The 23,641-nt window shown below is 52.3% G+C and carries 16 protein-coding genes; 15 read left to right on the top strand and 1 reads right to left on the bottom strand.

Features of this window, described 5'->3' with window-relative positions:
* The first annotated feature begins 64 nt into the window (after nucleotides 1-64).
* The 14 genes from FGS84_RS22460 (at nucleotide 65) to FGS84_RS22395 (ending at nucleotide 17,201) form a co-directional block, all read left to right on the top strand.
* Nucleotides 65-1,024, top strand: coding sequence for an oligopeptide/dipeptide ABC transporter ATP-binding protein (locus FGS84_RS22460; protein WP_138310542.1), 960 nt, complete (start codon nucleotides 65-67; stop codon nucleotides 1,022-1,024).
* Between the two features lie 18 nt (nucleotides 1,025-1,042).
* Nucleotides 1,043-2,602: an ABC transporter substrate-binding protein gene (locus FGS84_RS22455; protein WP_138310541.1), complete on the top strand. Its 1,560-nt coding sequence runs from the start codon at nucleotides 1,043-1,045 to the stop codon at nucleotides 2,600-2,602.
* A gap of 58 nt (nucleotides 2,603-2,660) precedes the next feature.
* The gene (locus FGS84_RS22450) at nucleotides 2,661-3,629 is read left to right on the top strand and encodes an ABC transporter permease (RefSeq protein ID WP_138310540.1); all 969 of its coding nucleotides are present in this window, start codon (nucleotides 2,661-2,663) and stop codon (nucleotides 3,627-3,629) included.
* Nucleotides 3,604-4,500: an ABC transporter permease gene (locus tag FGS84_RS22445; RefSeq protein WP_138310539.1), complete on the top strand. Its 897-nt coding sequence runs from the start codon at nucleotides 3,604-3,606 to the stop codon at nucleotides 4,498-4,500. Before FGS84_RS22450 ends, FGS84_RS22445 begins: the two co-directional genes overlap by 26 nt.
* A gap of 181 nt (nucleotides 4,501-4,681) precedes the next feature.
* Nucleotides 4,682-5,863, top strand: coding sequence for a MalY/PatB family protein (locus FGS84_RS22440; protein ID WP_138310538.1), 1,182 nt, complete (start codon nucleotides 4,682-4,684; stop codon nucleotides 5,861-5,863).
* 38 nt (nucleotides 5,864-5,901) lie between these two features.
* Complete coding sequence (locus FGS84_RS22435; RefSeq protein ID WP_138310537.1) at nucleotides 5,902-7,134, top strand: Xaa-Pro peptidase family protein; 1,233 nt, start codon at nucleotides 5,902-5,904, stop codon at nucleotides 7,132-7,134.
* Nucleotides 7,135-7,541: 407 nt separating this feature from the next.
* Nucleotides 7,542-8,492 (top strand): alpha/beta hydrolase, encoded by a 951-nt coding sequence (locus FGS84_RS22430; protein ID WP_138310536.1) that lies wholly within the window; start codon nucleotides 7,542-7,544, stop codon nucleotides 8,490-8,492.
* A 138-nt stretch (nucleotides 8,493-8,630) separates the two neighbouring features.
* Nucleotides 8,631-11,573 carry a sigma 54-interacting transcriptional regulator gene (locus tag FGS84_RS22425; RefSeq protein WP_138310535.1) on the top strand — a complete coding sequence of 981 codons (2,943 nt, stop codon included), beginning with the start codon at nucleotides 8,631-8,633 and terminating at the stop codon, nucleotides 11,571-11,573.
* A 43-nt stretch (nucleotides 11,574-11,616) separates the two neighbouring features.
* Complete coding sequence (locus tag FGS84_RS22420) at nucleotides 11,617-12,258, top strand: bifunctional 4-hydroxy-2-oxoglutarate aldolase/2-dehydro-3-deoxy-phosphogluconate aldolase (RefSeq protein WP_330641015.1); 642 nt, start codon at nucleotides 11,617-11,619, stop codon at nucleotides 12,256-12,258.
* The gene (locus FGS84_RS22415) at nucleotides 12,255-12,728 is read left to right on the top strand and encodes a PTS sugar transporter subunit IIA (RefSeq protein WP_138310534.1); all 474 of its coding nucleotides are present in this window, start codon (nucleotides 12,255-12,257) and stop codon (nucleotides 12,726-12,728) included. Before FGS84_RS22420 ends, FGS84_RS22415 begins: the two co-directional genes overlap by 4 nt.
* A gap of 28 nt (nucleotides 12,729-12,756) precedes the next feature.
* Nucleotides 12,757-13,035, top strand: a complete 279-nt coding sequence (locus FGS84_RS22410; RefSeq protein ID WP_138310533.1) for a PTS sugar transporter subunit IIB — start codon at nucleotides 12,757-12,759, stop codon at nucleotides 13,033-13,035.
* Nucleotides 13,036-13,101: 66 nt separating this feature from the next.
* On the top strand, nucleotides 13,102-14,469 hold the full coding sequence (locus tag FGS84_RS22405) for a PTS transporter subunit IIC (RefSeq protein ID WP_138310532.1): 1,368 nt from the start codon (nucleotides 13,102-13,104) through the stop codon (nucleotides 14,467-14,469).
* Nucleotides 14,450-16,093 carry a dihydroxy-acid dehydratase gene (gene ilvD / locus FGS84_RS22400; RefSeq protein WP_243130040.1) on the top strand — a complete coding sequence of 548 codons (1,644 nt, stop codon included), beginning with the start codon at nucleotides 14,450-14,452 and terminating at the stop codon, nucleotides 16,091-16,093. Before FGS84_RS22405 ends, ilvD begins: the two co-directional genes overlap by 20 nt.
* 223 nt (nucleotides 16,094-16,316) lie before the next feature.
* On the top strand, nucleotides 16,317-17,201 hold the full coding sequence (locus FGS84_RS22395; protein ID WP_347563870.1) for a DUF5714 domain-containing protein: 885 nt from the start codon (nucleotides 16,317-16,319) through the stop codon (nucleotides 17,199-17,201).
* 76 nt (nucleotides 17,202-17,277) lie between these two features.
* Here the strand turns inward: FGS84_RS22395 and FGS84_RS22390 are convergent, their stop codons facing one another.
* Nucleotides 17,278-18,594, bottom strand: coding sequence for a glycosyl hydrolase family 18 protein (locus FGS84_RS22390; RefSeq protein WP_138310531.1), 1,317 nt, complete (start codon nucleotides 18,592-18,594; stop codon nucleotides 17,278-17,280).
* A 329-nt stretch (nucleotides 18,595-18,923) separates the two neighbouring features.
* Here FGS84_RS22390 and FGS84_RS22385 point away from each other — a divergent pair, with 329 nt between their 5' ends.
* On the top strand, nucleotides 18,924-23,177 hold the full coding sequence (locus FGS84_RS22385; protein WP_138310530.1) for a DEAD/DEAH box helicase: 4,254 nt from the start codon (nucleotides 18,924-18,926) through the stop codon (nucleotides 23,175-23,177).
* Nucleotides 23,178-23,641 lie beyond the last annotated feature (464 nt).

Below are 23,641 nucleotides of genomic sequence, written 5' to 3'. Positions count from 1 at the left end.
CGTCTGTCCGCCGTATTCCGGCATCAAACCAGGATGGCAGGACAAGGTATAAGGAGAAATTGGCATGTCTGATAATAAAATTTTACTTGAGACGAAATCTTTGAAAAAGTATTTCCATACGCCTGCCGGTGAACTCCACGCAGTGGATGATGTGAACATGCAGATTCTGCAGGGACAAACCCTGGGAGTGGTGGGGGAGTCAGGGTGCGGCAAGTCTACCCTGGGCAGGACCATTCTGAGGCTGTCGGAGCCGAATTCAGGGCAGATACTCTTTGACGGAAAGGATATATTAAAGTGCGGCAGAAAGGATATGCAGAACCTGCGCACGGATATGCAGATTATTTTCCAGGACCCGTATGCGTCCCTGAATCCGCGTATGACGGTCAGCGAGACCATAGGGCAGCCCATGATGGTAAATAAAATCTGCCGGAAGAAATCCGAAGTGGAAAAGCGGGTGGCGGAGCTGATGGACACGGTGGGACTGGCTTCCCGCCTGTACAATGCATATCCCCATGAGCTGGACGGGGGGAGGCGCCAGCGTATCGGGATTGCCAGGGCTTTGTCCCTGAATCCCAAGTTCATTGTCTGTGACGAGCCGGTATCGGCCCTGGACGTTTCCATCCAGGCGCAGATACTGAATCTGCTGATGGATTTACAGGAGCAGAGGGGGCTTACATATATGTTCATTACCCATAACCTGTCTGTGGTAAAGCATATTTCCAATGAAATCATGGTCATGTACCTGGGCCAGTGCATTGAGAAGGCTTCCAGCAGGGAATTGTTCAAGAACCCGCTTCACCCCTATACCCAGGCGCTTTTGGATTCCATACCGGTACCCAGGCTTCAGGGCAGGAACAGGAAAAGACAGAGCATAAAAGGAGAAATCGTGAGTCCCATTGACCCGGCTCCGGGCTGCCGTTTTGCGCCGAGATGTCCAAGGGCAACGGAAAAATGCATGGGTCATGATATTCCTTTGAAAAATGTTTCAGAGAACCACCAGGTTGCATGTGTATTATTTAATTAAAATAAGGGAGGTAAACAGATGAAGAAGAAACTAATCAGCATGCTTTTAGTGTGCGCAATGGCAGCCGGTACCATAGCCGGATGCGGAGGAGGTTCAGGGAGCAGTTCAGGGGGAGGTGCAGGCGCAGGAACCGAGAAAGCGGCGGATGCAGGCACCCAGGAAAGCGGAAAGGACACCATCAAGATTGCCGTCTATTCCGACTTTGCGGGATTTGACCCCTATAACAGCGGCATGGACCTGGACAAGGTGGTGTACAGCAACATCTTTGACTGCCTGCTGCGCTATTATGACGGCAATTATGAAAATGTATTGTGTAAGGATTACAGCATCAGCGAGGACGGCACAGAGTATACCTTCAATCTGAAGGAAGGCGTAAAATTCCACAATGGGGAAACCCTGACAGCAGGCGACGTGGTTTTCTCCATGATGCGGGCAAAGGATTCCAGCGAGATGTCCAATTTCACAAAGAACATCGTCAAGGCTGAAGCAGTGGATGACCTGACAGTGAAAATCGTTCTGGACCAGCCATATGTGCCGTTCCTGACAGCAGTGGCCTCCACGGTCTGTATCATGAATGAGAAGGCGGTAAATGAGGCCGGCGACAACATCAGGCAGATGCCGGTAGGCACAGGGCCTTATAAATTCAAACAGTGGGATTCAGGCTCCCAGGTTGTCCTGGAGCGTTTTGACGAGTACCACGATGCCCTGCCCCAGATTAAGGAAGCCAACTTTGTAGTGCTGACCAATCCGGAGACAGCCCTTACAGCACTTCAGACAGGCGAGATTGATATGACATACACCATTCCTCCAATCGCTGTGCAGGAACTGCAGAGCAGCCAGGACCTGGTCCTTGACTTGAATCCAACCATGGGAAGCGGGTATATTGTCATGAATCTGGAAGCTCCTTTCTTAAATGACCCCAACTTCCGTATGGCCCTGGCCTATGCCACCAACAGGGAACACATCGTGGAAGTGGGTATGGACGGCGTTGCCAAGGTGTCCAGCCTGTTATGGGATGAGAGGACAGCGGGTTACTCCGGCAAGTACACAACGCCTGAGTTCAATCTGGACAAGGCAAAAGAGTATCTGGCAAAGACAGATTACAATGGAGAGGAAATCCCCTTTGTGGTTGGCTATGAAAACTATAAGAAGATTGGCGTTGTCTACCAGGAAGAGTTGAAACAGATAGGCGTGAATATTTCCGTGGAGCAGCTGGAGGCCAATACATGGGTTTCCGACATGAAGTCCGGTAATTTCGCCATGTCCACCATCGTACAGACCATGGACCCGGATGTGGACTTCTGGAGCACTGTATTTATGTCCAGCGCCATTGGCGGATATAATTTCTCCAGGCTCAATGAGGCGGAGGTTGACAAGGCATTTGAGGACGGTTCCGTATGTCAGGACCCGGAGCAGAGAAAGGATATATACTCTGTTATAGAGAAGAAGCTGTACGAAGATACAATTATTATCCCGATTTATGACCGTGTGGTTACATGTGCATACAATAAGGGAGTCACGGTAGACAGGTCCTATGATTCCGGTTTCTCAACCCTTCGCGATATGCATTGGAATTAAGGCCGGTGGGTTTTAAGCCGGGTGTCTGAACTACCGATATCTGAAAGGAAGCATATCTATGATTAAATATGTTTTGAAAAGGTTGCTGCTGATGATTCCGGTATTGCTGGGCGTGTCGTTCATCGTATATGGTATCATGTCCTTTACGCCAGGTGACCCTGCGTCTGCTATCCTGGGAACATCGGCAACAAAAGAGCAGATTGATAAGTTAAATGAAGAATTGGGGATGAACGACCCGTTTGTGGTGAGGTATGTACACTATCTGGAGGATGCCCTTCACGGGGACTTTGGTACCTCCTACAGAACCCGTCAGCCTGTATTTGATGAAATCTTTTCCCGTTTTGGCGTGACATTCCGCATAGGTGTGCTTTCTATCTGCCTGGCAGTGATGATAGGTGTTCCCATCGGCGTCATATCGGCGGTGCGGCAATATTCGGGCCTGGATTTTATCAGTACCATATCCGCCATGTTTTTTGCCGCGGTGCCCCAGTTCTGGCTGGCAATGATGTTTGTCATGCTGTTTTCACTGAAGCTGGGCCTTCTGCCCTCTACCTTTACAGGCGTGGTCACCATGAAGCATTTCATCATGCCCGTGGTGACCCTGGCCATGGCCACGGCAGCCAGCATACTGAGGCTGACCCGTTCCAACATGCTGGAGACCATACGCCAGGACTATGTAAGGACTGGGCGGGCAAAGGGCGCATCGGAACACACTGTTATCTACAAGCACGCGCTCAGAAATGCGCTGCTGCCGGTTATCACGGTCATTGGTAATGAATTCGGCTACCTGCTGGGAGGCACCGTGCTGGTGGAATCCATATTCGGAATACCGGGACTGGGCTCCCTTACCATCACGTCCATCCGGTCCAAGGACATACCCCAGACAACGGCCTGCATCCTGTTCCTGGCAGCCCTCAATGTGGTAATCATCCTGATTGTGGATATTTTATATGCATACATTGACCCCAGAATCAAAGCCAAATATGTAGGAGGTGTTAGACGTGCCAAACGACAACCTGCAGCCTGATGCAGTTAAGAAAGACAGGAAGAAACAGAGCCGTGTGGCTGAAATATGGAAACGCTTCCGCAGAAGCAAGCTGGCCATGGTTGGCTTTGTCATCATCGTAACCGTGGTTCTGCTGGCAGCCTTTGCGTCGGTTATCTGCGACTATGAGGCGGATGCCATTACACAGAATTACGATGCCAGGTTCCTGGGACCTTCCCTGCACCATTTATTTGGAACAGATGATTACGGCCGCGATATCTTTGCCCGCGTGCTTTTCGGAGCCAGGGTGTCCCTGACCGTGGGCATTGTATCCACAGCAGTGGCCTGCCTGATTGCCTGCCTTCTGGGCTCCATAGTGGCTTATTACGGCGGCAAGGTGGACACGGTGCTGATGCGTATACTGGACGTGTTCATGGGCATTCCCACACTGCTTCTGGCCATTGCCATAGCAGCGTCCCTGGGAGCCGGTATCCGCAACCTGATTCTGGCGCTGATTATTTCCCAGGTGCCGGGGTTTACAAGGGTGGTCCGTTCCGCGGTATTTAATATCGTGGACATGGAGTACATAGAGGCTGCCAAGGCATACGGCTGTTCCCCGGTATTCATTATAGTAAGGCACATATTACCCAACGCAGTGGGAACAATTATAGTACAGGCCACCATGGCTGTGGCGGCGCAGATTCTGAATACGGCGGCCCTCAGCTATCTGGGGCTGGGCCAGCAGCCTCCGGCTCCGGAACTGGGCTCCATGCTTTCGGATGCAAAGGAGTACATGCGCTATTCCGTGTGGGGCGTCCTGTTCCCGGGACTGACCATTGCAACCATTGCCCTGTCCCTGAATCTGGTGGGCGACGGCCTGAGGGACGCTCTGGACCCAAGACTGAAGAACTAGGGCGTGCATTGGCTGGAATGAATGTTCAGACAGGCTCCAGGCCATAATGAATATTCAGACAGGCCCCAGAATATAAGGGGGAGCATTCCTTCCCTGCGGCCGGCCGGCACGGGCGGTCCGGGAGGGGGCTCCCCCTGGCCATTTCAGCAGGTGTGAATTGTAAAAAAGGAGGATGAACCAATTGAAATATAATTTTGATGAACCCGTGGACCGCAGCCGTAATTTCTCTGCAAAATACGATGAGTGCGCCAGGAAATTCGGCAGGGACGGCCTGATTCCCATGTGGATTGCGGATATGGACCTGAAGACGGCGCAGCCCATCATGGACGCCATGGAGGAGAGGAACAGGCAGGGCATATTCGGTTATACCACCCGTCCTGCTTCCTATTATGAAGCGGTGTGCCAGTGGCAGGAGGAACGCAACGGCCATGTATTTGACAAGAGCCTGGCAGCCTTTGCGCTGGGCGTTATCCCGGCCATCTGTACCATTGTCCGTGAATTCACGGAGCCGGGCCAGGAGGTGCTGTATTTTACCCCGGTTTACTCTGAGTTCCATGATTCCGTTGTGAACAGCGGCAGAACGCCGCTGACGGTTTCCTTAAAGGAGCAGGACGGGTATTATGAAATTGATTACGAAGCCTTTGAGGAAGCTGCAAAGCGCAGGCCCGGCCTTTTAATCATGTGCAATCCCCACAACCCGGTGGGACGCTCCTGGACAAAGGAGGAGCTGGAGAAGGTGGGGGACATATGCCTCAGATACAAGATTCCGATTATCTCGGATGAGATTCATTCGGACCTGATGCTGTACGGCCACTGCCACACGGTTATGGCGGGGATTTCCAGGGAGATTGCCGGCATCACCATCACCTGCACCTCGGCCACCAAGACCTTTAACCTGGCGGGGCTTCAGGCAGCCACCCTGTTTTTCCCGAACCATGAGATGAAGGACAGGTATGAGAAATTCTGGTTTGGCATGGACGTGCACCGCAACAACTGCTTCAGCCTGGTGGCAGTGGAAACCGCATTCAGGAAAGGCGGGGAATGGCTGGAGCAGCTTCTGGATTACCTGGAGGGAAATATTGATTATACATGGAGCTACCTGAAGGAGAACATACCGGAGATTCATTTCCGGAAGCCGGAGAGCACGTATCTGCTGTGGCTGGACTGCCGGGGACTGGGCCTTACAGGGGATGAGCTTCAGGCATTTATGGTGGAGGAAGCAGGACTTGCCTTAAACGACGGACGGGGATTCGGACCGGAGGGAGACGGCTATATGCGCATGAATATCGCGTGTCCGAGGGCGACCATCGAAAGGGCATTGGGACAGTTAAAGGCAGCTGTGGACAGGAAAATGGGCCGGTAGCTTAACCAGCATCCACCTGCAGTTAGGAGCGCAGAAGAATGAAATTTGAGAAGGTAGTCATAAAACCAAAGGAGCGCCGGATTAAGGCAATGCTCCGGGAAAGGGGCCTGGACGGCGCGATTGTGTCATCTCCGGAAAATTTCCACTATGTGACAGGGTTTGCAGGACACCAGCACACGGTTTCCCGGCAGCCCGGCTTTGCACTGGCAGTCATGTCTGCGGATGACGGGGCGGCAACCCAGCTCACTACCATGGATTATGAAGAACTTACATTTGAAAAGCGTGTAAGGGAACAGAAGGAAAGCCTGGGGAAGGACGCCCCGGAGTTTGTGGTGCGCCCCTATGATACCTGGGTGGGAGTAAAGACATGGGATGAAATCACAGGTGCCGGAAAGACTGTTGATAAACCGGTGATGGAATCCTCCTTTGATATGCTGAAGAAGATGGTAAAGGACATGGACCTGGCTGACAAAACGCTGGGCGTGGAGCTTGAGTATCTGAATGTGCCCTATTTCAGGCAGCTTAAAGAGGCATTTCCGGAAGTACGGTTTGTGGATATATCGTCTATGTTCGTGCTGGCCAGAAGCGTGAAGGCGGAGGATGAGATACAGATGTTCCGTACCCTGTGCGGGATTGCGGACCAGGGCTTTTACCAGGTGAGCCGCATGGTGCAGCCGGGGGTAAGGGAGAAGGAAATGTCGGACTGCTTCAGGCAGTCGGTCATCTCCTCCGGTATCTGCGTACCCAGCCCATGGTCCATGTTCTCCACCGGGCCCTCGGGAGCCAGGCTTACGCTTCCGGAGGATGGGGTCATAGAGAGCACCCATGTGGTCAAGTATGACGCCGGGGTCAATGCGGAGTTTGATTTTTATACCACAGATACATCCAGGGCCTGGGTCATGAAGGATGCTGCCCCGGAGCTGTTCCGGCTGAAGGACCGTCTGTATGAGGGGCAGAGAAGGATGATTGCGGCTGCAAAGCCCGGACTTCCCATCTGTGAATTGTTCCGGACTGCCTATGAGTATGTAAAAGAACAGTATCCCTGTTACAGAAGGGGCCACTGCGGCCACAGCATCAGCCTGGGGCCTGCCACGGCAGAGGAACCATATATCAATGCCTCCACAAAGCGGCTTCTGGAGCCGGGCATGGTCCTGGCCATGGAGGTTCCCTGTTATATACGGGGAGTCAACGGATTTAATATTGAGGACATGGTGCTGATAACAGAGGACGGCTGTGAGGTGCTGACGCCAAAGACGCCTCATTATCTGTAGGGAAACAAAAAAGTGGTTTTAGGTCCGGAAAATGGCGGACATCAGCATGGGAATCAAACATAGAATTAAAATTTTGTTAAGATTCAGAGTATAACATTGACAATCCATTGCCTATTTCGTATAATGCTGCATAATGTAGAGGCATCTGCATTCAGACTATTTTTTATACGGCTGTTTTATAAAGCTGTATCAGGGATTGGCAAAAGGAGCTTGGAATAGGGATGGACGACGCTGACAGCGACGGAAACCAGGATTGCAACCATAATAAAATAGGATTATGCACCGGCAGATTTAGGGCATAACCTGCATCTTATACAAGATTGCAGGCTATGTCTTTTTGCGTTGCAGCAATACCCCATCCGGCCCATGGTTTAAAAATAGCAATGACGCAAAGCGGAGGGACACACATGTATTACGGAAAAGATGGATACTGGAAGAAAGTGCAGGAATACCTGCCGGAGGAAAACCGCCTGACAGAGGCCTGTCTGCCGGATGAATATTTTGTGGGTATTGGCAGGTTTGGCATACATATAGACCATTACAGGGTAAAGGAACCAAAGGCGCGAATCATACTGTTTCACGGCGTGGGAGGGAACGGAAGGCTTCTGTCGTTCATAGCGGTGCCTCTCATGAAGCAGGGATACGAGGTAATATGCCCGGACCTTCCCCTCTATGGGATGACGGAGTACTATGGAACGGTGGTGTACCAGGACTGGGTGGACTGCGCGGCCGAGATAGTCATGTATTATCAGACCAGGGAGATAAGCCCCACCTTTTTGTTTGGTCTGAGCGCAGGGGGAATCCTGGCATATCAGACTGCATCCGGTCTGCCCGGGATTCAGGGCGTCATAGCCACCTGTCTTCTGGACCAGAGAAATCCGACGGTCCGTAAAAGCACGGCCGGTTCCAGATGGATGGCAGACCACGGCCTGAGAGCCATAACAAAAGCATCCGCAAGATTGGGCTTTGTAAAAGTGCCTATGAAGTGGGTGGGGAATATGAAGGCAATTGTAAATCATGAGGAACTGGCGGAGGTGCTGATGAAAGACAGGCGGGCTTCCGGAGCAAGAGTGCCGGTAGCATTTCTGCACACGCTTTTGAATCCCGACATCCACCCGGAGCCGGAGCGTTTCCGCAGGTGTCCGGTGCTTCTGGTGCACCCGGAAAATGACAGATGGACGGATGCCGGTCTCAGCAGGCTGTTTTTTGACCGGCTGAATTGCAGTAAGGAGATGAAGCTGTTAAAGGGAGCCGGCCATTTTCCCATAGAAAAGGAAGGGCTGAAGCATCTGGAGCAGTATTGTGTGGAATTTTTGGAGGAATGTCTGGCCCGGCACTGTGTAAGCGGCTTTCGGTAGCGGGCGCTGCAATGCAGGAACGGATAGGGGATGCAGGGGTGTTGTACCAATTGGATTGCCATGTGGTAAATCATATCAAAAGATGGTATGATAATAACCATTGGCATAGGCCACACGATTGTATAGGGGAGTGCGCGCATGGAAGAACAGATATTGCAAATCATAAAAGATGAGGACAGTAAGAATCCCCTGACAGACGAGGAAATAGCGTCCCGCCTGCAGGTATTCAGGGAGGATGTGACCACAGTACGCCGGGAACACCATATCCCTGATTCCAGGAAGCGGAGGAAACCGGTCATATTTGAAGATATGAAGCGGATTCTCACGGAACATCCGGACCTGTCGGACCGGGGGCTTACCAGGATGCTGGAGGATGCTGGCTATAAGATAGGAAAATACGCCGCGGGTAAGCTGCGGGAAGAACTTTTGGGGATATGGACTCCTTCCGGTGTCTGCCGGGACAAGGAAAACACAGACCCGTCGCCGGAATATGGGGAACATGCGGAATCCGCATGGGAGGATGACCGGGCAACTGCATTCAGCGCCTTTGTGGGATTTGACGGAAGCATGAAGACACAGATTACCCGCGCCCAGGCAGCAGTGCTGTACCCTCCCAGAGGGCTCCACTGCCTGATATACGGTCCTTCCGGCGTGGGAAAGAGCTTTCTGGCCGAACTCATGCATGAGTATGCCTGCGGCACTGAGAATTTCGGAAAGGATGCCCCGTATTTTGAATTTAACTGTGCGGATTATGCGGATAATCCCCAGCTTCTTCTGGCCCAGCTCTTCGGATACAGCAAGGGAGCCTTCACAGGGGCTGCCGACAATAAAAAGGGAGTGGTGGAGCTGTGCAACGGGGGAATCCTGTTTCTGGACGAGGTGCACAGGCTTCCGCCGGAGGGCCAGGAAATCCTGTTTTACCTGATGGATAAAGGGAGGTTCAGACGTTTGGGGGAAGTGGATACCCAGCGGGAGAGCCATGTGATGGTCATTGCCGCGACCACGGAAAATCCCCAGAGCTCCCTGCTCCTGACCTTCAGGCGCAGGATTCCCATGGTCATAGAGATTCCGCCCCTGAAGGACCGTTCTGCGGGAGAGAAGCTGCAGTTTATCCTGCGTTTTTTCCAGTGGGAATCCAGACGTCTGGGGAAGCAGATAAAAATCAGGCAGCAGGCCCTTTGGTGTCTGCTGTCCGGTGACTGTCCCGGCAATGTGGGACAGCTGAAATCAGATATCCAGGTGTGCTGCGCCAAGGCGTTTCTGGAAGGCCGGGCCAGGAAGGACGGCCGGATTACGGTTTCGTTCGGAAGCCTGACCGAGAACCTGAGAAAAGGGTATGTGCCTGACCGGATTACCAAGGAGATAAGGGAGCTGTGTCCGGACGACTGCTATGTATTTCCCGATGATTCCGGGGAACATGCGGGGGAACCCAGGGCCGAAGCATTTCTGGAGGGCTTTAACATATATGAATCCCTGGAGGAAAAATATGACCAGCTGTTAAGGTCCGGTCTGAGGGACCAGGACATTGAAGTCCAGCTGACCGATGAGATAGAGTCCAGGTTCCAGCGCAATATCCATGAATTCCAGAAGTCAGGTATCCGGGAGGACGAGATAGCCTCCATTGTGGGGGATGACATCCTGCGTATGACAAGGGATATCTGCCAGCTGGCCAGGAAACGGCTTCCGGGGCTGGAGGAACAGGTGGTGTTTCCACTGGCCATTCATCTGAACATGGCCATGGAGCGGATGCGGGGCCATGGACGCATGGTGTATCCCGGCATGGAGAACATACGCCAGCAGTACCATGAGGATTATGAGGCAGCCTGCTATGCTGTGGATGAAATACAGAAAAAGTATTATCTGTCCCTGCCTGAGGAGGAGAAGGGCTTTCTGGCCATGTACTTCAGAAAATTCAGGAAAAAAGACACGGCCCAGGAGGGAAGAATTGCTGTGCTGGTGGTGTCCCATGGGCCGGTTGCCAGCGGAATGGCCCAGGTCGCCAACGCCATCATGGGTACGGAACATGCAGTTGGCGTGGACATGAACCTGTGGGATACGCCGGCCCAGATGGCGGAAAAGACAGTGGATATGGCCAGGCGCATTAACCAGGGAAAAGGCTGCATTGTCCTGGCGGATATGGGGTCCCTCCTGAATGTGGGACAAAAGATTCGGGAGGAGACAGGTATGCAGGTCCGCGTGCTGTCACGCACAGACACCATGATGGTGGTGGAGGCGGTGCGCAAGACCATGTGGACGGATGAATCCCTGAACGAGATAGCGGACGAGCTGGACAGGATTAAGCTCACCGGAAACAGGGAGCAGACAGAGGCCAGGAAAAAGGCGATTCTGTGCCTGTGCATAACGGGCCAGGGAGCTGCGGTGAAACTGAAGGAGCATCTGACGGAACGGCTGAAAAGCAATCTGGCCGGGACTGTTGTAGTGACCAGGGGCTATATTGAGGACTCCAGCATTGAGCGCATCATTGCAAATACGGAAAAGGAATATGAGATATTGGCCATAGTGGGCACCATCAATCCGGATTCAGAGGCATATCCCTTTATATCCGTAAGCCGGATTTACAGCCCCGAGGGCATCCGGCAGCTCCGCAGCATATTGAAGCGGAGCGCCATGTTTGAGGAAAACCAGCTGTCGGAGGTCATTTCCCTGGACCATATCTATATAAGGACAGAGGCGGAGTTTAAGGACCAGATTATAGACCAGGCAGTGGGACACATGGCGGAGGAAGGCTTTGTCAGGCAGGAATTCCTGCTCAGCGTCTACAAGCGGGAGGGAATGATGACCACCCGTCTCAGCCAGGGAATTGCCATCCCCCACGGCGACCCGGGTTTGGTTACAAAACCAGTCATTTCCGTTACAAAATTAGACAAACCCGTTTTGTGGGATGGGGTCAACACGGTGGATGTTATTTTTGTGCTGGCGATTCAGGAGGATTCCAAAAAATATTTTGAACAGCTGTATCAGATTATTTCTGATGAATCCATGGTTTCTGCCATACGCGCCAGCCGGACACGGGAAGAAATCCGGAATCTTTTATGTAAAAATACAAAATCAGTCAATTAGTTGGCATCATTCTTGCTTTATATAATGTCAGAAAGGAGCGAGAATGATGAATATAGAGAAATTTCCGAAAGTGACAGTAATCTTAAGAGGCTATACCTATTCACAGACCCGCACGGTTGTCAAGAACCTGGCCGGGACCTGCTTAGGCTCCGTTGAAATTACCATGAACACTCCGGGAGCCCTGGAATCCATACGGAAAATCAGCCAGGAATTCGGAGGACAAATCATGGTGGGAGCCGGCACGGTCCTTACCTATGAAGAAGCCGTGGAGGCTATTGATGCAGGTGCAGCCTTTTTATTGTCGCCTACGGTATTTGAAAAACGTATATTGGACCTGTGCCGGGAACGGGGCGTGGTGTCTGTGCCGGGTGCTTTTTCACCTTCGGAAATCAGGCAGAGTTTTCTGGATGGGGCTGACATCGTGAAAATATTTCCTGCCGGCAGGCTGGGAAGCAAATACGTGACAGATATCCAGGCGCCCCTGGGTAAAATGCCGCTGATGGTCGTAGGGGGCATCGGAACCGCAAATGTGGCTGAGTACTTTGCAGCAGGGGCGTCATTTGCGGGAATCGGTTCAGGCATCTTCCGGAAGGAGGACATTCTGAATGAGAATGAAGAGGGAATCCGCAGTTCCATAGCAGCCATGGAAGAGAAAATGAAGAGTATGGAGGAAAAAGAATCATGAGCTCTATTGCATTTAATGAATCATTGATTCTGGAATTTGATAAACCTATGACGGACCGGGAAGTCCTGTCCGCCATGACAGATTATCTTTGTGAAAAAGGCATTGTAAAGGATACATACAAAAAGGCCATTCTGGAACGGGAGCAGTCCTTCCCCACGGGCCTTAAGACAGGGGGAATCAATGTGGCCATTCCCCATGCGGATATCTGCCATGTGAACGAGGCAGCCATCTGCGTGGCTGTGCTTAAGACACCGGCCCCTTTCCGGGCCATGGATGAACCGGACAATGACGTGCCGGTAAGCCTGGTTATTATGCTGGCCCTGACAGAGGCCCATGGACATATTGAGATGCTTCAGAGAATCGTGAAGCTGATACAGAACCAGGAGGATGTGAAGTTCATCGTGGAGGCAGGACAGCCTGACACCATCCATCAAATAATCAAGCAGTATCTGTTGGAAAATGAAAACTAAAAATCAGATTATCAAAGGAGAATTCAAAATGAAACGTATATTAGTGGCATGTGGAAATGGAATCGCAACATCAACCGTAGTGGCAACCAAAATCAGGGAAAAATGTGAAGATAACGGAATTCCGGTATCCGTAACCCAGTGCAAGCTTCTGGAAGTGGAATCCAAGGCAGAGGATTTTGATTTGCTGGTTACCACCGGAAAGTTTACAGGCGGCAATGTGGATATCCCGGTGGTAGGCGCCATTTCCCTGCTCACAGGAATCAACGAGGACGCAACGCTGGATGAGATTCTGTCCCATCTGAAATAAAAAAGGGTTCAGGAAGACCGTCACTGGCTATGAAAGACAAATGAAATCTTAGGGGAGATTAATCATATGCAGATACTTTATAATATATTCAATACGATTCTGGACGCAGGCGCAGTGGTCATGCTTCCAATCATCATTACCATCATAGGGCTTATTTTCCGTGTAAAATTGTCAAAGGCATTCAGAAGCGGCCTTACCATCGGCATTGGCTTTGCAGGTATCAACCTGGTCATCAACATGATGAAGAGCAATCTGGGACCTGCAGCCCAGGCCATGGTGCAGAATTTCGGCATTAAGCTGGATATTCTGGATGTGGGCTGGGGAGCCATTGCAGCAGTTACCTGGTCATCACCCATTATTGCCATCCTTATTTTCTGTATCCTGGCCACCAACATCGTCATGCTGGTACTGAAGGCCACCGATACCCTGGATGTGGATATCTGGAATTATCATCATATGGCAATTGTAGGAATCATGGTTTATTTTGTGACGAAGAATGTGGCAATGGGAATCGGTGCAACCGTTATCATGGCTATCATCACATTCAAGCTGTCAGACTGGACCGCGCCTCTGGTGGAGGATTACTTCGGCATTCCGGGCGTATCCCTTCCAACCATGTCGGCCCTGTCCTCCATTATCATTGCAGCTCCGCTTAACTGGCTGTTGGATAAGATACCCGGAATCAACAAGATTAATTTTGAAATCAAGGATGCGAAAAAATATCTGGGTTTCTTTGGGGAACCCACCATCATGGGACTGGTGCTTGGATGCGTCATCGGTATTCTGGCCAAGTATTCAGTGGCTGACATCATGGCCCTGGGTGTGAACATGGCGGCTGTCATGGTACTGATTCCCAAGATGACCTCCCTTTTCATGGAGGGACTTATGCCTATCTCAGAGGCGGCCAAGAAGTTCACCCAGGAGAAGTTCAAGGGCAGGAAATTCCTCATTGGCCTGGATGCAGCGGTTGTAGTGGGAAATCCGGATGTTATCACCACGTCCCTGATTGTTATTCCGCTGACCATTCTTATGGCAGCCGTGCTTCCGGGAAACCGCGTGCTTCCCTTTGCAGACCTGGCAGTTGTAACCTTCCGTGTGGCACTGGTGGTTGCAATCACCAGAGGAAATCTGTTTAAGAACATCATCATGGGTCTGGTATGTACAGGAGCTATCCTGCTGGCAGGTACGGCCACGGCACCGGTTCTGACCCAGCTGGCCACGTCCGTGGGACTGGACCTGGGAGAGGGCATGATTACATCCTTTGCAGCTACCAGCCTTACGGTAAGCTTTCTGGTATACGAGGCATTTATCAAGAGGCCGTTTATCTCCGTGCCGGTGCTGATTGCGGTTATGGCTGCCGTATGGGTGTTCATGAACCGGTATAACAAGAAGAAAGCAGTTTTAGCAGGAGGAAATGATGTTGCGAGCAATTGATAAATTGGAGCCGTTCCAGAAGGCTATATCCAAGGCCCATCTGGCATCGGCAGGTGTTTCCGTTGATTCCCTGGACCACAAGCCCCTTATTGCCATTGCCAACAGCTGGAATGAGATATGTCCGGGACATGAACCTTTAAAACAGCTGGCGGAGGAAGTTAAAAAGGGAATCCTGGAAGCCGGCGGCGAACCCATTGAGTTCAACACGGTGGCCATGTGCGACGGCATTGCCCAGGGGCACTCCGGTATGCGCTACTGTCTGCCCCACAGGGAAATCATCACGGATTCCATTGAGGCCATGGTGGTGGGCGAGGGAGTGTTTGACGGAGTGGTGTATATGGGCTCCTGCGATAAAATCGTACCGGGAATGCTGAATGCAGCGGCAAGGATTGACCTTCCGTCCGTTATCGTCACAGCCGGTCCCTGCTACGCCCAGATAAAACCCAATGAGTCCAAGGAGCTGCGCCAGCAGTTCCTGCGGGGCGAGATAACTGAACGGCAGCTGATTGAGGGAACGCTCAAGTATTATACCGGCCCCGGAATCTGTCCCTTCCTGGGAACCGCCAATACCATGGGCGCCCTCTGCGAATCCCTGGGAATGATGCTGCCGGGAGGAAGCCTGATTCCTTCCAGCACCAGTATGCGCCGTTTCAGCGCAAGGGAGTCAGGGCGGGCTGTAATGAATATGGTGGAGAAACAGATTCGTCCCAGCCAGATTATGACCCGGGAGGCGCTGGAGAATACCATTACCCTTCTATCCGCCATCGGAGGGTCCCTGAATGCCCTGATTCATCTTCCGGCGCTGGCGGCAGAGCTGGGGATTTCCCTGGACTGGGATGATTTCTCAAAGATTACCACCGCCACACCGGTACTCTGTTCCATTGTACCCAACGGAAACAGGACTGTGGTAGACCTGCACTGTGCGGGCGGAATACCGGCTGTGATGAAGGAGCTGGAGTCTGTGCTGCATAAGGATGTGCTGACCGTGACAGGGGAGACGCTGGGGCAGGTTCTTGCGCGCACGGTTCAGGGAGACAGGGAAGTCATAAAGTCCATGGATGAGCCTGTATCCAGGGCGGACGGAATTCAGGTGCTCTACGGCAATCTGGCGCCCCAGGGCGCGCTGGTAAAGACATCGGCGGTGCCTATGGAAGTGCGGCGTTTTAAGGGCACGGCCAGGGTATTTGAGGGCGAGGATGAGTGCTATGCTGCATTCCGGGCAAAGGAGATAAAGGAAGGCGATGCTGTCATTGTACGCTATGAAGGGCCTAAGGGCGGTCCGGGCATGAAGGAACTGCACCGGATTACGGAAATCATCAAGGGAATTCCCAACACAGCGGTCATCACTGACGGACGTTTCTCAGGGGCCAGCGGCGGTTTAAGCATCGGCTATCTGTGTCCTGAGGCGGCGGAGGGCGGTCCCATTGCCCTGGTAAAGGACGGGGACAGGATAACCGTGGATTTGTATAAGGATTATCTCCATCTGGAGGTCAGCGACGAGGAGCTGGAAGCCAGACGCAGGGAGTGGAAGGCCGTCACACGGCCAAAGGAAAAGGGCCTTCTGGGCCGGTACGCCCGCCTGGTGAATACGGCCCGGTCAGGGGCTACCCTGGGCAGGGAGTAGAAAACAGAGGGATGATAAGGGAAACCATTGTAGAATATATGAAACAATGAGGAAAAGAGTGTAAACCGGTTCCGGAAAGGATCGGTTTATGCTTTTTTTGGGATTTAACAGGACCATGGTTTATGGTATACTGGGATGGAGTTATCTTATGGGTATATGACTTGTAAAATGGGTTTAAGATGGCCGGATTAAGAAATTGATTGGTTAATCGGAGGATATGATAATGGAAGAATGGGTAACGGAAGAGCAGATAACGGAAGAGCAGGCAGTGGAAGAACAGGTAACGGAAGAACAGGCAGCGGAAGAGCAGGCAGCGGAAGAACAGGCAGCGGAAGAGCAGGCAGTGGAAGAACAGGTAACGGAAGAACAGGCAGCGGAAGAAGGGACAGCGGAAGAAGGGACAGTGGAAGAGCAGGCGGCGGGGTGTCTGGTATGCGGTGCGCCTTTGGAATATCTTAAAACTCAGATTGAGATGGAATGTACTTACTGCCGCAGGAAGTTTATGAGCAATGCCAGGTGCGTGAACGGACATTTTATCTGTGACAGCTGTCATGAACAGATTGGACTGCGGGTGATTGAAGATATATGCAGGCATACAGCCAGCAGGGACCCGGTGGCAATCATGAAGAAAATCATCCTGTCCCCCCATATCTATATGCACGGTCCGGAACATCATGTGCTGGTTGGCTCCGCGCTGTTGGCTGCCTATAAGAAGTCAGGGGGAGAGCTGGATTTGGATGGGGCTTTGGAAGAGATGAGAAACAGGGGAGCACAGGTCCCGGGTGGCATCTGCGGACTGTGGGGGACCTGCGGGGCAGCAGTAAGTACAGGCATTTTCATCAGTCTGATTACCGGAGCATCTCCCTTAAGCGGGGAAGCGTGGGGGCTTTGCAATGAAATGACATCCAGAAGTCTTGCAGCCATTGCCAAAACAGGCGGTCCCAGATGCTGCAAACGGGATTCCTACACAGCCATATTGCAGGCAATTGATTTTGTGGAGGAGAAATTCGGGATACGGATGGAGCGTCCCGGAAAGATAGTGTGCGGATTGTATGGACGGAACCAACAGTGCCTGAAGGAAAAATGTCCTTATAACCCGCTGGCGTAGAAAGATGGCTGTATGGAATGGGCTGCCGCATGTGTATGGGCAGCCCTTTTTGCTGGTCTGTACGTCTTCAGATGGGTTACTGCATTCCTCTTTTAATGGCTGACAGCAGGCTTTTGTCAGAATTGTCCGTGTCCTGGGTCAGTTCCCATATCATGATTCCTCCCAGGTTTTCCCTGGCATACGCGGCCTTTTTTTCCATGGTGGAAATGCCGTTGTAAAAAGCATCCACCCCGTTGACCAGGGCGTGGTCTTTGCTCCAGGCATCAGGGTCTGCCGCCAGAATATCCTCATATCCGGCCCAGCCGGGGCGGCTGTAGAAGGGAACGCCCAGCACCACTTTATCGGCAGGCATCTTTCGTGCGCCGCGCCAGTAGGCGGCACAGTTCACTGCAAATTCATAGGAAGAATGGCGCTCACCGTCACCGCCGTCATAGGCCATGACATGAATCCAGTCCACTGCCTCCAGCACGGCATCGCTGTGGGCAGCTGCATCGTAGCAGATATTGCCGTCCGCGCTGACGCCGCTGATGACAGCGCTGGTCAGAAGCTTGTCCTGTGCATGGAGTTTATCAGCCAGATAAAGAATCAGCTCCTGGTATTGGTCCTTGGAGCTGCCGTCCATCCTGGGATGTTCCCAGTCCATGTCCACTCCGTCAAATCCGTATTGGCTGCACATGGCCAGGATTTCATCGCCCAGCTGTCTTGTTTTTTCACTGGTGGATGTGGCGTTTACAAATACAGGCTCCAGTTCGGTCCCGTTATGGCTCCATCCTCCCACGGCCAATAGGACTTTCACCTGGTTTTTGTGGGCGTATTCTATCAGCCGGATTGCTGTTTCCGGGTTTTCCAGAGGAAGCAGTCTGCCGTCGGATGTGGGAATGGCAAATGCATAGGCGATGTGGGTCAGCACATCCATCTGCAGTTTTTGGGGCTGGTAGGATTTCCAGGAAGGGTAATAGCCCACTATTTTTGCGGAGGATGTTGAGGCTTTGCGCACGGCTTCCGGCTGGGCGGGCATTTCCGGTGTGTATTCCCATACATCGGCCTGCCCGGGAATCTCTCCCAGGGTCCACCACCTGGCTTTGTATATTTTACCGCTATAGACAGCCTTGTCCCCGCCTGTATAGGTTGTATGTTTGTCCCATTCGGGATAGGAGCAGCCGGAGGTCACCAGGGCCTGAGGGACAGGGGAACCGGAGACATTATGTGTTTCGGAGGCATTATGTGCTTCAGAGACATTATGTGTTTCGGAAACGTCATGTGCTTCAGAGGCGTCATGCGCTGCAGAAGTATCTGCAATGCCATGTCCTCTGACTGCGCTGGATAGTGTAAAGCCGGATATGAGCCCAAGCAGGAATATGAGAAGAAAAATGCCGGTTTTCCGTTTGTCCATGTCTGTTCCTTTCCAGTGCTTTATCTGAGCTGTTTTCCAGTGCGCTTTGATTTGTTTTATGGTTGATATGAACATATTATATAATAAGTTTGAGGTGAAGGGAACCTGTGCAGGTGGAAAATAAAAATTTGGAAATAGCATGGAGAAGGGCGGGGATATCATGTAAGTGACAGCGGGGAGAGGATGCCGTGTAAATGATAGACGGAACCGGCATGCAGGCCATAGACAGGCGGAAGAGGAGAATGGTATAATAATATGAATACCCGGAGTTTTCCGGGTAAGAATCCAGACAACAGAAATGACACGTAGCCGCCTGCATGGAGGATTATATGCAAAAGGATACTCTTAAACAATTCCTGCCTGCTACTGAAAGCTGGTTTCGGAAAACATTCGGAGAACCTACAAAAATACAGAAAGAAGCATGGCCTGCCATTGCCGATAAAAAGCATGTGCTGGTCAGCGCGCCTACCGGTACAGGCAAGACGCTCTCCGCGTTCCTGGTGTTCATTGACCAGTTGGGCAGACTGGCGGAGAAGGGGGAGCTCAGGGAAGAACTATACGTGATTTATGTCTCTCCCCTTAAGTCTCTGGCAGGGGATATCAGGGAAAACCTCCGTAAACCTTTGGAGGGGATTGAGGCGGAATCCGGTGTGGCAGATGATTCCGGCGCATTGGGAGGCAGTGCCGGCACGCAATCCATAAAGGAGATTCAGGCAGCCATCCGCACTGGGGATACGCCTCAGAAGGAGCGTCAGAGGATGGTAAAGCATCCGCCGCATATATTGATTATCACACCGGAATCCCTGTATCTCATGCTGACATCCAAATCCGGCCGTCAGGTATTAAAGACTGCAAAGGCAATCATATTGGACGAGCTTCACGCCCTTATTGATACCAAGAGGGGAGCGCATCTGATGCTGTCTGTGGCCAGGCTGGATAAGCTCTGCGGACACAGGCTCCAGCGGATTGGACTGTCGGCCACCATTGAACCGTTGGAGCTTGCAGCCTCCTACCTGTCACCGGAACCTGCAGCCATTTGTGCCCCGGCCATGGATAAGCAGGTGGAAATCCAGGTCATTGGCACGGCTCCTGCCGTGGGAAGAAGGAAGGACCCGGTATGGGAAGAACTGGGCATGGCGGTATACCGTCAGTGTCTGAGCTGTAAGAGCGTGATTGCATTTTCTGAGGGAAGGCGTTACGTGGAAAAACTGGCTTATTATGTGAATCTGCTGGGCGGGGATGGATTTGCCAGGGTTCACCATGGCAGTCTGTCAAAGGAACAGCGGGATGAAGTGGAACGGGATTTAAGAGAGGGAAGACTGAGGCTGTTATGCGCCACGTCGTCCATGGAACTGGGCATTGACGTGGGGGATGTGGAACAGGTATTGCAGGTCGGATGTCCCCGTACCATATCCAGCACCATGCAGCGGCTGGGCCGGGCAGGACATAATCCGGGCAGGGTCAGCGTTATGTACATGTATCCCAGGACCGCGCCTGAGGCCGTATATTGCGGTATGACGGCAGAGGTGGCCCGCCATGGAGGTGTGGAACGGGCAAATCCTCCGCGCCTGTGCCTTGATGTACTGGCCCAGCATCTGGTATCCATGGCTTCCGGAGAAAGTTACAGCATTGATGATGTGATGGAAGTGCTGGAACGGGCTTATCCATTTTACCAGGTAACCAGAAAGGATGTGGAGGATGTCCTTGCCATGCTGGCAGGAGACTATGAGCACAACCGGGAAATACCGGTGCGTCCAAGGATTCTGTATGACCGGATTCATGGCCGGGTGTCAGGGGATGTTTACAGCCGTATGCTGGCCACGGCAGCAGGGGGCACCATACCGGATAAAGGGATGTATGCAGCTAAAACAGAGGATGGGGTGAAGCTGGGAGAGCTGGACGAAGAGTTTGTCTATGAGTCCAGAATCGGGGACCGGTTCATGCTGGGGTCCTTTGGCTGGCGTGTGGTCCGCCAGGATAAGGACTCAGTCATTGTGACCCAGGCTCCGGCAGAGGGAGCCAGACTTCCGTTTTGGAAAGGGGAGACAAAGGGCAGGGACCTCAGGACCAGCCTTGCCTTCGGCCGGATATTCGCAGAGCTGGAAATGGCTAGCCGCGCCGGGGAACTGGAAAAGGCCCTGGGAAAACTGGGACTGGACGAGCCGGCGTCGGCCAATGCGTCCGGCTTTATAAAACGGCAGATTCAGGCCACGGAGGGGCTTCCTGACCACAGGACCATAGTGGTGGAACATTTTAAAGACAGCGCGGGAAACCACCAGGTCATGGTCCATGCTTTGTTTGGCAGACGGGTAAATGGCCCGCTGTCCCTGGTCCTGCGTCATATGATACGCCACACCATGGGGATGGATGTGGGAAGTGTGGATGAGGAGGATGGATTTCTGCTGTATCCTTACGGCAGGGAGCAGCTGCCGGAGGGACTCCTGTATCAAGTTAACCCGGACCAGGTTCGTCCGGTGCTGGAAGCAATCCTGCCTGATACGCCTCTGTTCGGCATGACATTCCGCTACAATGCAGCCCGGGCGTTAATGATGGGCATGAAACGGGGCGGGCGTCAGCCCCTTTGGATGCAGCGCCTTAAGAGTACGGAACTGTTAAGCTCCCTGATGGACCAGCCGGACCATCCCCTGATTCGAGAGACAAAACGGGAATGTCTGGAACACCAGTGGGACATTGGGGGAGTGATGGAAATTCTGGCAAAGATTCGTTCCGGTCTTATTACAGTCAGGGAAATCTGGCTGGATGTGCCCTCTCCCATGTCTCTGCCCTTCCAGTGGCAGGCAGAGGCAGAAGAGATGTACGAGTACTCTCCGGTGACTCCTAAAATCCGCCAGGCCGTGCAGGATGACTTGAAGAAGGCGCTTCTTAAGCCCACGGCTGAGGAATTGTCCAAAGGATGGGCAAGGAGAAAGATGCCGGAAAATGAGGAGGAGCTTCATTCTCTTCTCATGATGGAAGGGGATTTGGAAGCAGGAGAGCTGGATATACCGGCTGATTGGCTGGATACCCTGGCCAGACAGGGCCTGGCCTGCTATGTGGAGCCGGGAATCTGGATAGCGGCAGAGCATGAAGACGAGTATATGAGGGCATTGCAGCAGCAGGACCAGGAGGCTGGAATGCATATCATCCGTCGGATGCTTTACTACCGGGGCGGACAGACAGCGGAAGATATAAGGGAACGGTATTTTTTGTCTGAAGAAATGGCAGAGAGGCTTTTGGAAAAAATGTGCTGTTCCGGGAGCACAGTGGAAGACAAGGGCGTCTATTATCATGAGAAACTCTATGAACGTGCCAGAGAAGGGCATATCCGCAGCCTGCGCAGCCAGACAGTTACGCAGCCGGCTTCCCATTACGCCGCGCTGATGGCTTCCAGGGCAGTGATACATGCTCCGGCAGAAGAACAGCTAAGGGAAGCAATGGCAAAAGGATGCAGAAAACCATTCCCTGTCCGTTTCTGGGAAAATGTTTATTTTGCCAGGAGGGTGGAGCGCTACGGAGGCAGCCTTCTGGACCGCCTGCTGGCCCAGGGGGATTATTTCTGGAGAATGACACCGGAAGGAAACCTCTGTTTTTGCAGTTATGAGGACATAGATTGGGAGTCTGCCGGAGCAGAGGAAGAAGAGGACAAAGGAGATGAGCGAACAGGGGCTGCGCTTAAAGGGGATGAGCTTAAAGGGGATGAGCTCCTCATGTACCAGGAGTTAAAACGCAGAGGAGCCAGTTTTCTTAAATTCCTTACAAAGATACCACAGGAAAGCAGCGCCCAGGAAGTACTGTTAAGCCTGGCTGAAAAGGGCCTGGTATGTGCGGACAGCTTTGTGCCTGTAAGACAATGGCAGAACCAGGATAAGGTGAAGAAAGCTGCTGTCAGGCAGCGGGTAAATACCAGGGTCATGGCTTTGTCGGCCGGGAGGTGGGACATTGTAAGGCCGGTAAGGAAATATGGGCCGGAGGAGTGGCTGCAGCTGTTTTTTGATGAAAACATGATTTTATGCCGTGAAACCTTCCGGAAATCGGTACAGGCAGTATGGGAGTCACCCTATACCTTAAAAACGGATGGAAATAAATGGGAGTGGAGCTGGGCGCAGGCATTGGAGGTTCTGCGTATCTGGGAATATACGGGTCGCATAAGAAGGGGCTATTTTGTGGCAGGAATGTCAGGAGCCCAATTTGTCCGCAGCGAGGATTATGATGCCGTGACAGGTGCATTGAGGGAGCCGGATAACCATACAGTGTGGCTAAACGGAACAGACCCTGACCTGGTGTGGGGAAAAGTCCTGGAGTTTCCGGATGAATGTGGATTTCTGGCAGTGGCCGGAACCGCAGTGGCTCTGAAGGCAGGAAAGCCGGCGGCCGTAATGGAACGCCAGGGCAGGGTGCTCCGCGTTTATAATACTAATGATATGGAGGAAGTGATAACAGAATTTGTCCGCGCATTTAAGCAGGGAGCCATATATCCGGAGCAAAAGAGGATTGTTTTGAAAGAGTATCCGGATGAGGCAGCTGATGTATTGCAGACTGCAGGATATATGCGTGAAATGAAGGATTATGTGCTGTATAAATAGTGTATAGCTTTACGGGATTAAAGTCCTTTTAGGCAGGTGCGAATGCCAGGCGGACATGAAATGTCCGGGAGATTCGCACCGGAAAGTCCGGGGAGATGGATGGATGTGTGGGCTGTGGCAGAAGGAGCGAAGGGCGGAATTGAGGAGGGAAAGTGAAAAATACACAAAATGATGGAGGGAATGTTAGGCAGATTTGCTGTCGAGGCCCGCGAGGGCCTTGTGGGTTGAAATCCTCCCCATATACTCCTCCATAAACTTTTTATAGGTCGAGGCCCGCGAGGGCCTTGTGGGTTGAAATCTCGGTCTGTACCTCCTCCAGCCGTTGGAGCGTCGAGGCCCGCAAGGGCCTCGCAAATCGAAATAAGAAGAGCAGTAGATTTACAATTTTTTGTAATAAGCCAATTACCATCAGAACCTTATCACCACGCAAAGGAATACAGCTTCCCCAACATTAACCCCATCCC

The sequence above is a fragment of the Clostridium sp. 1001271st1 H5 genome (genome assembly GCF_005845215.1).
Lineage (GTDB): Bacteria > Bacillota > Clostridia > Lachnospirales > Lachnospiraceae > Enterocloster.
Note: the sequence above shows the minus strand (reverse complement) of the source record. Positions and strands in the feature narration are given on the sequence as shown.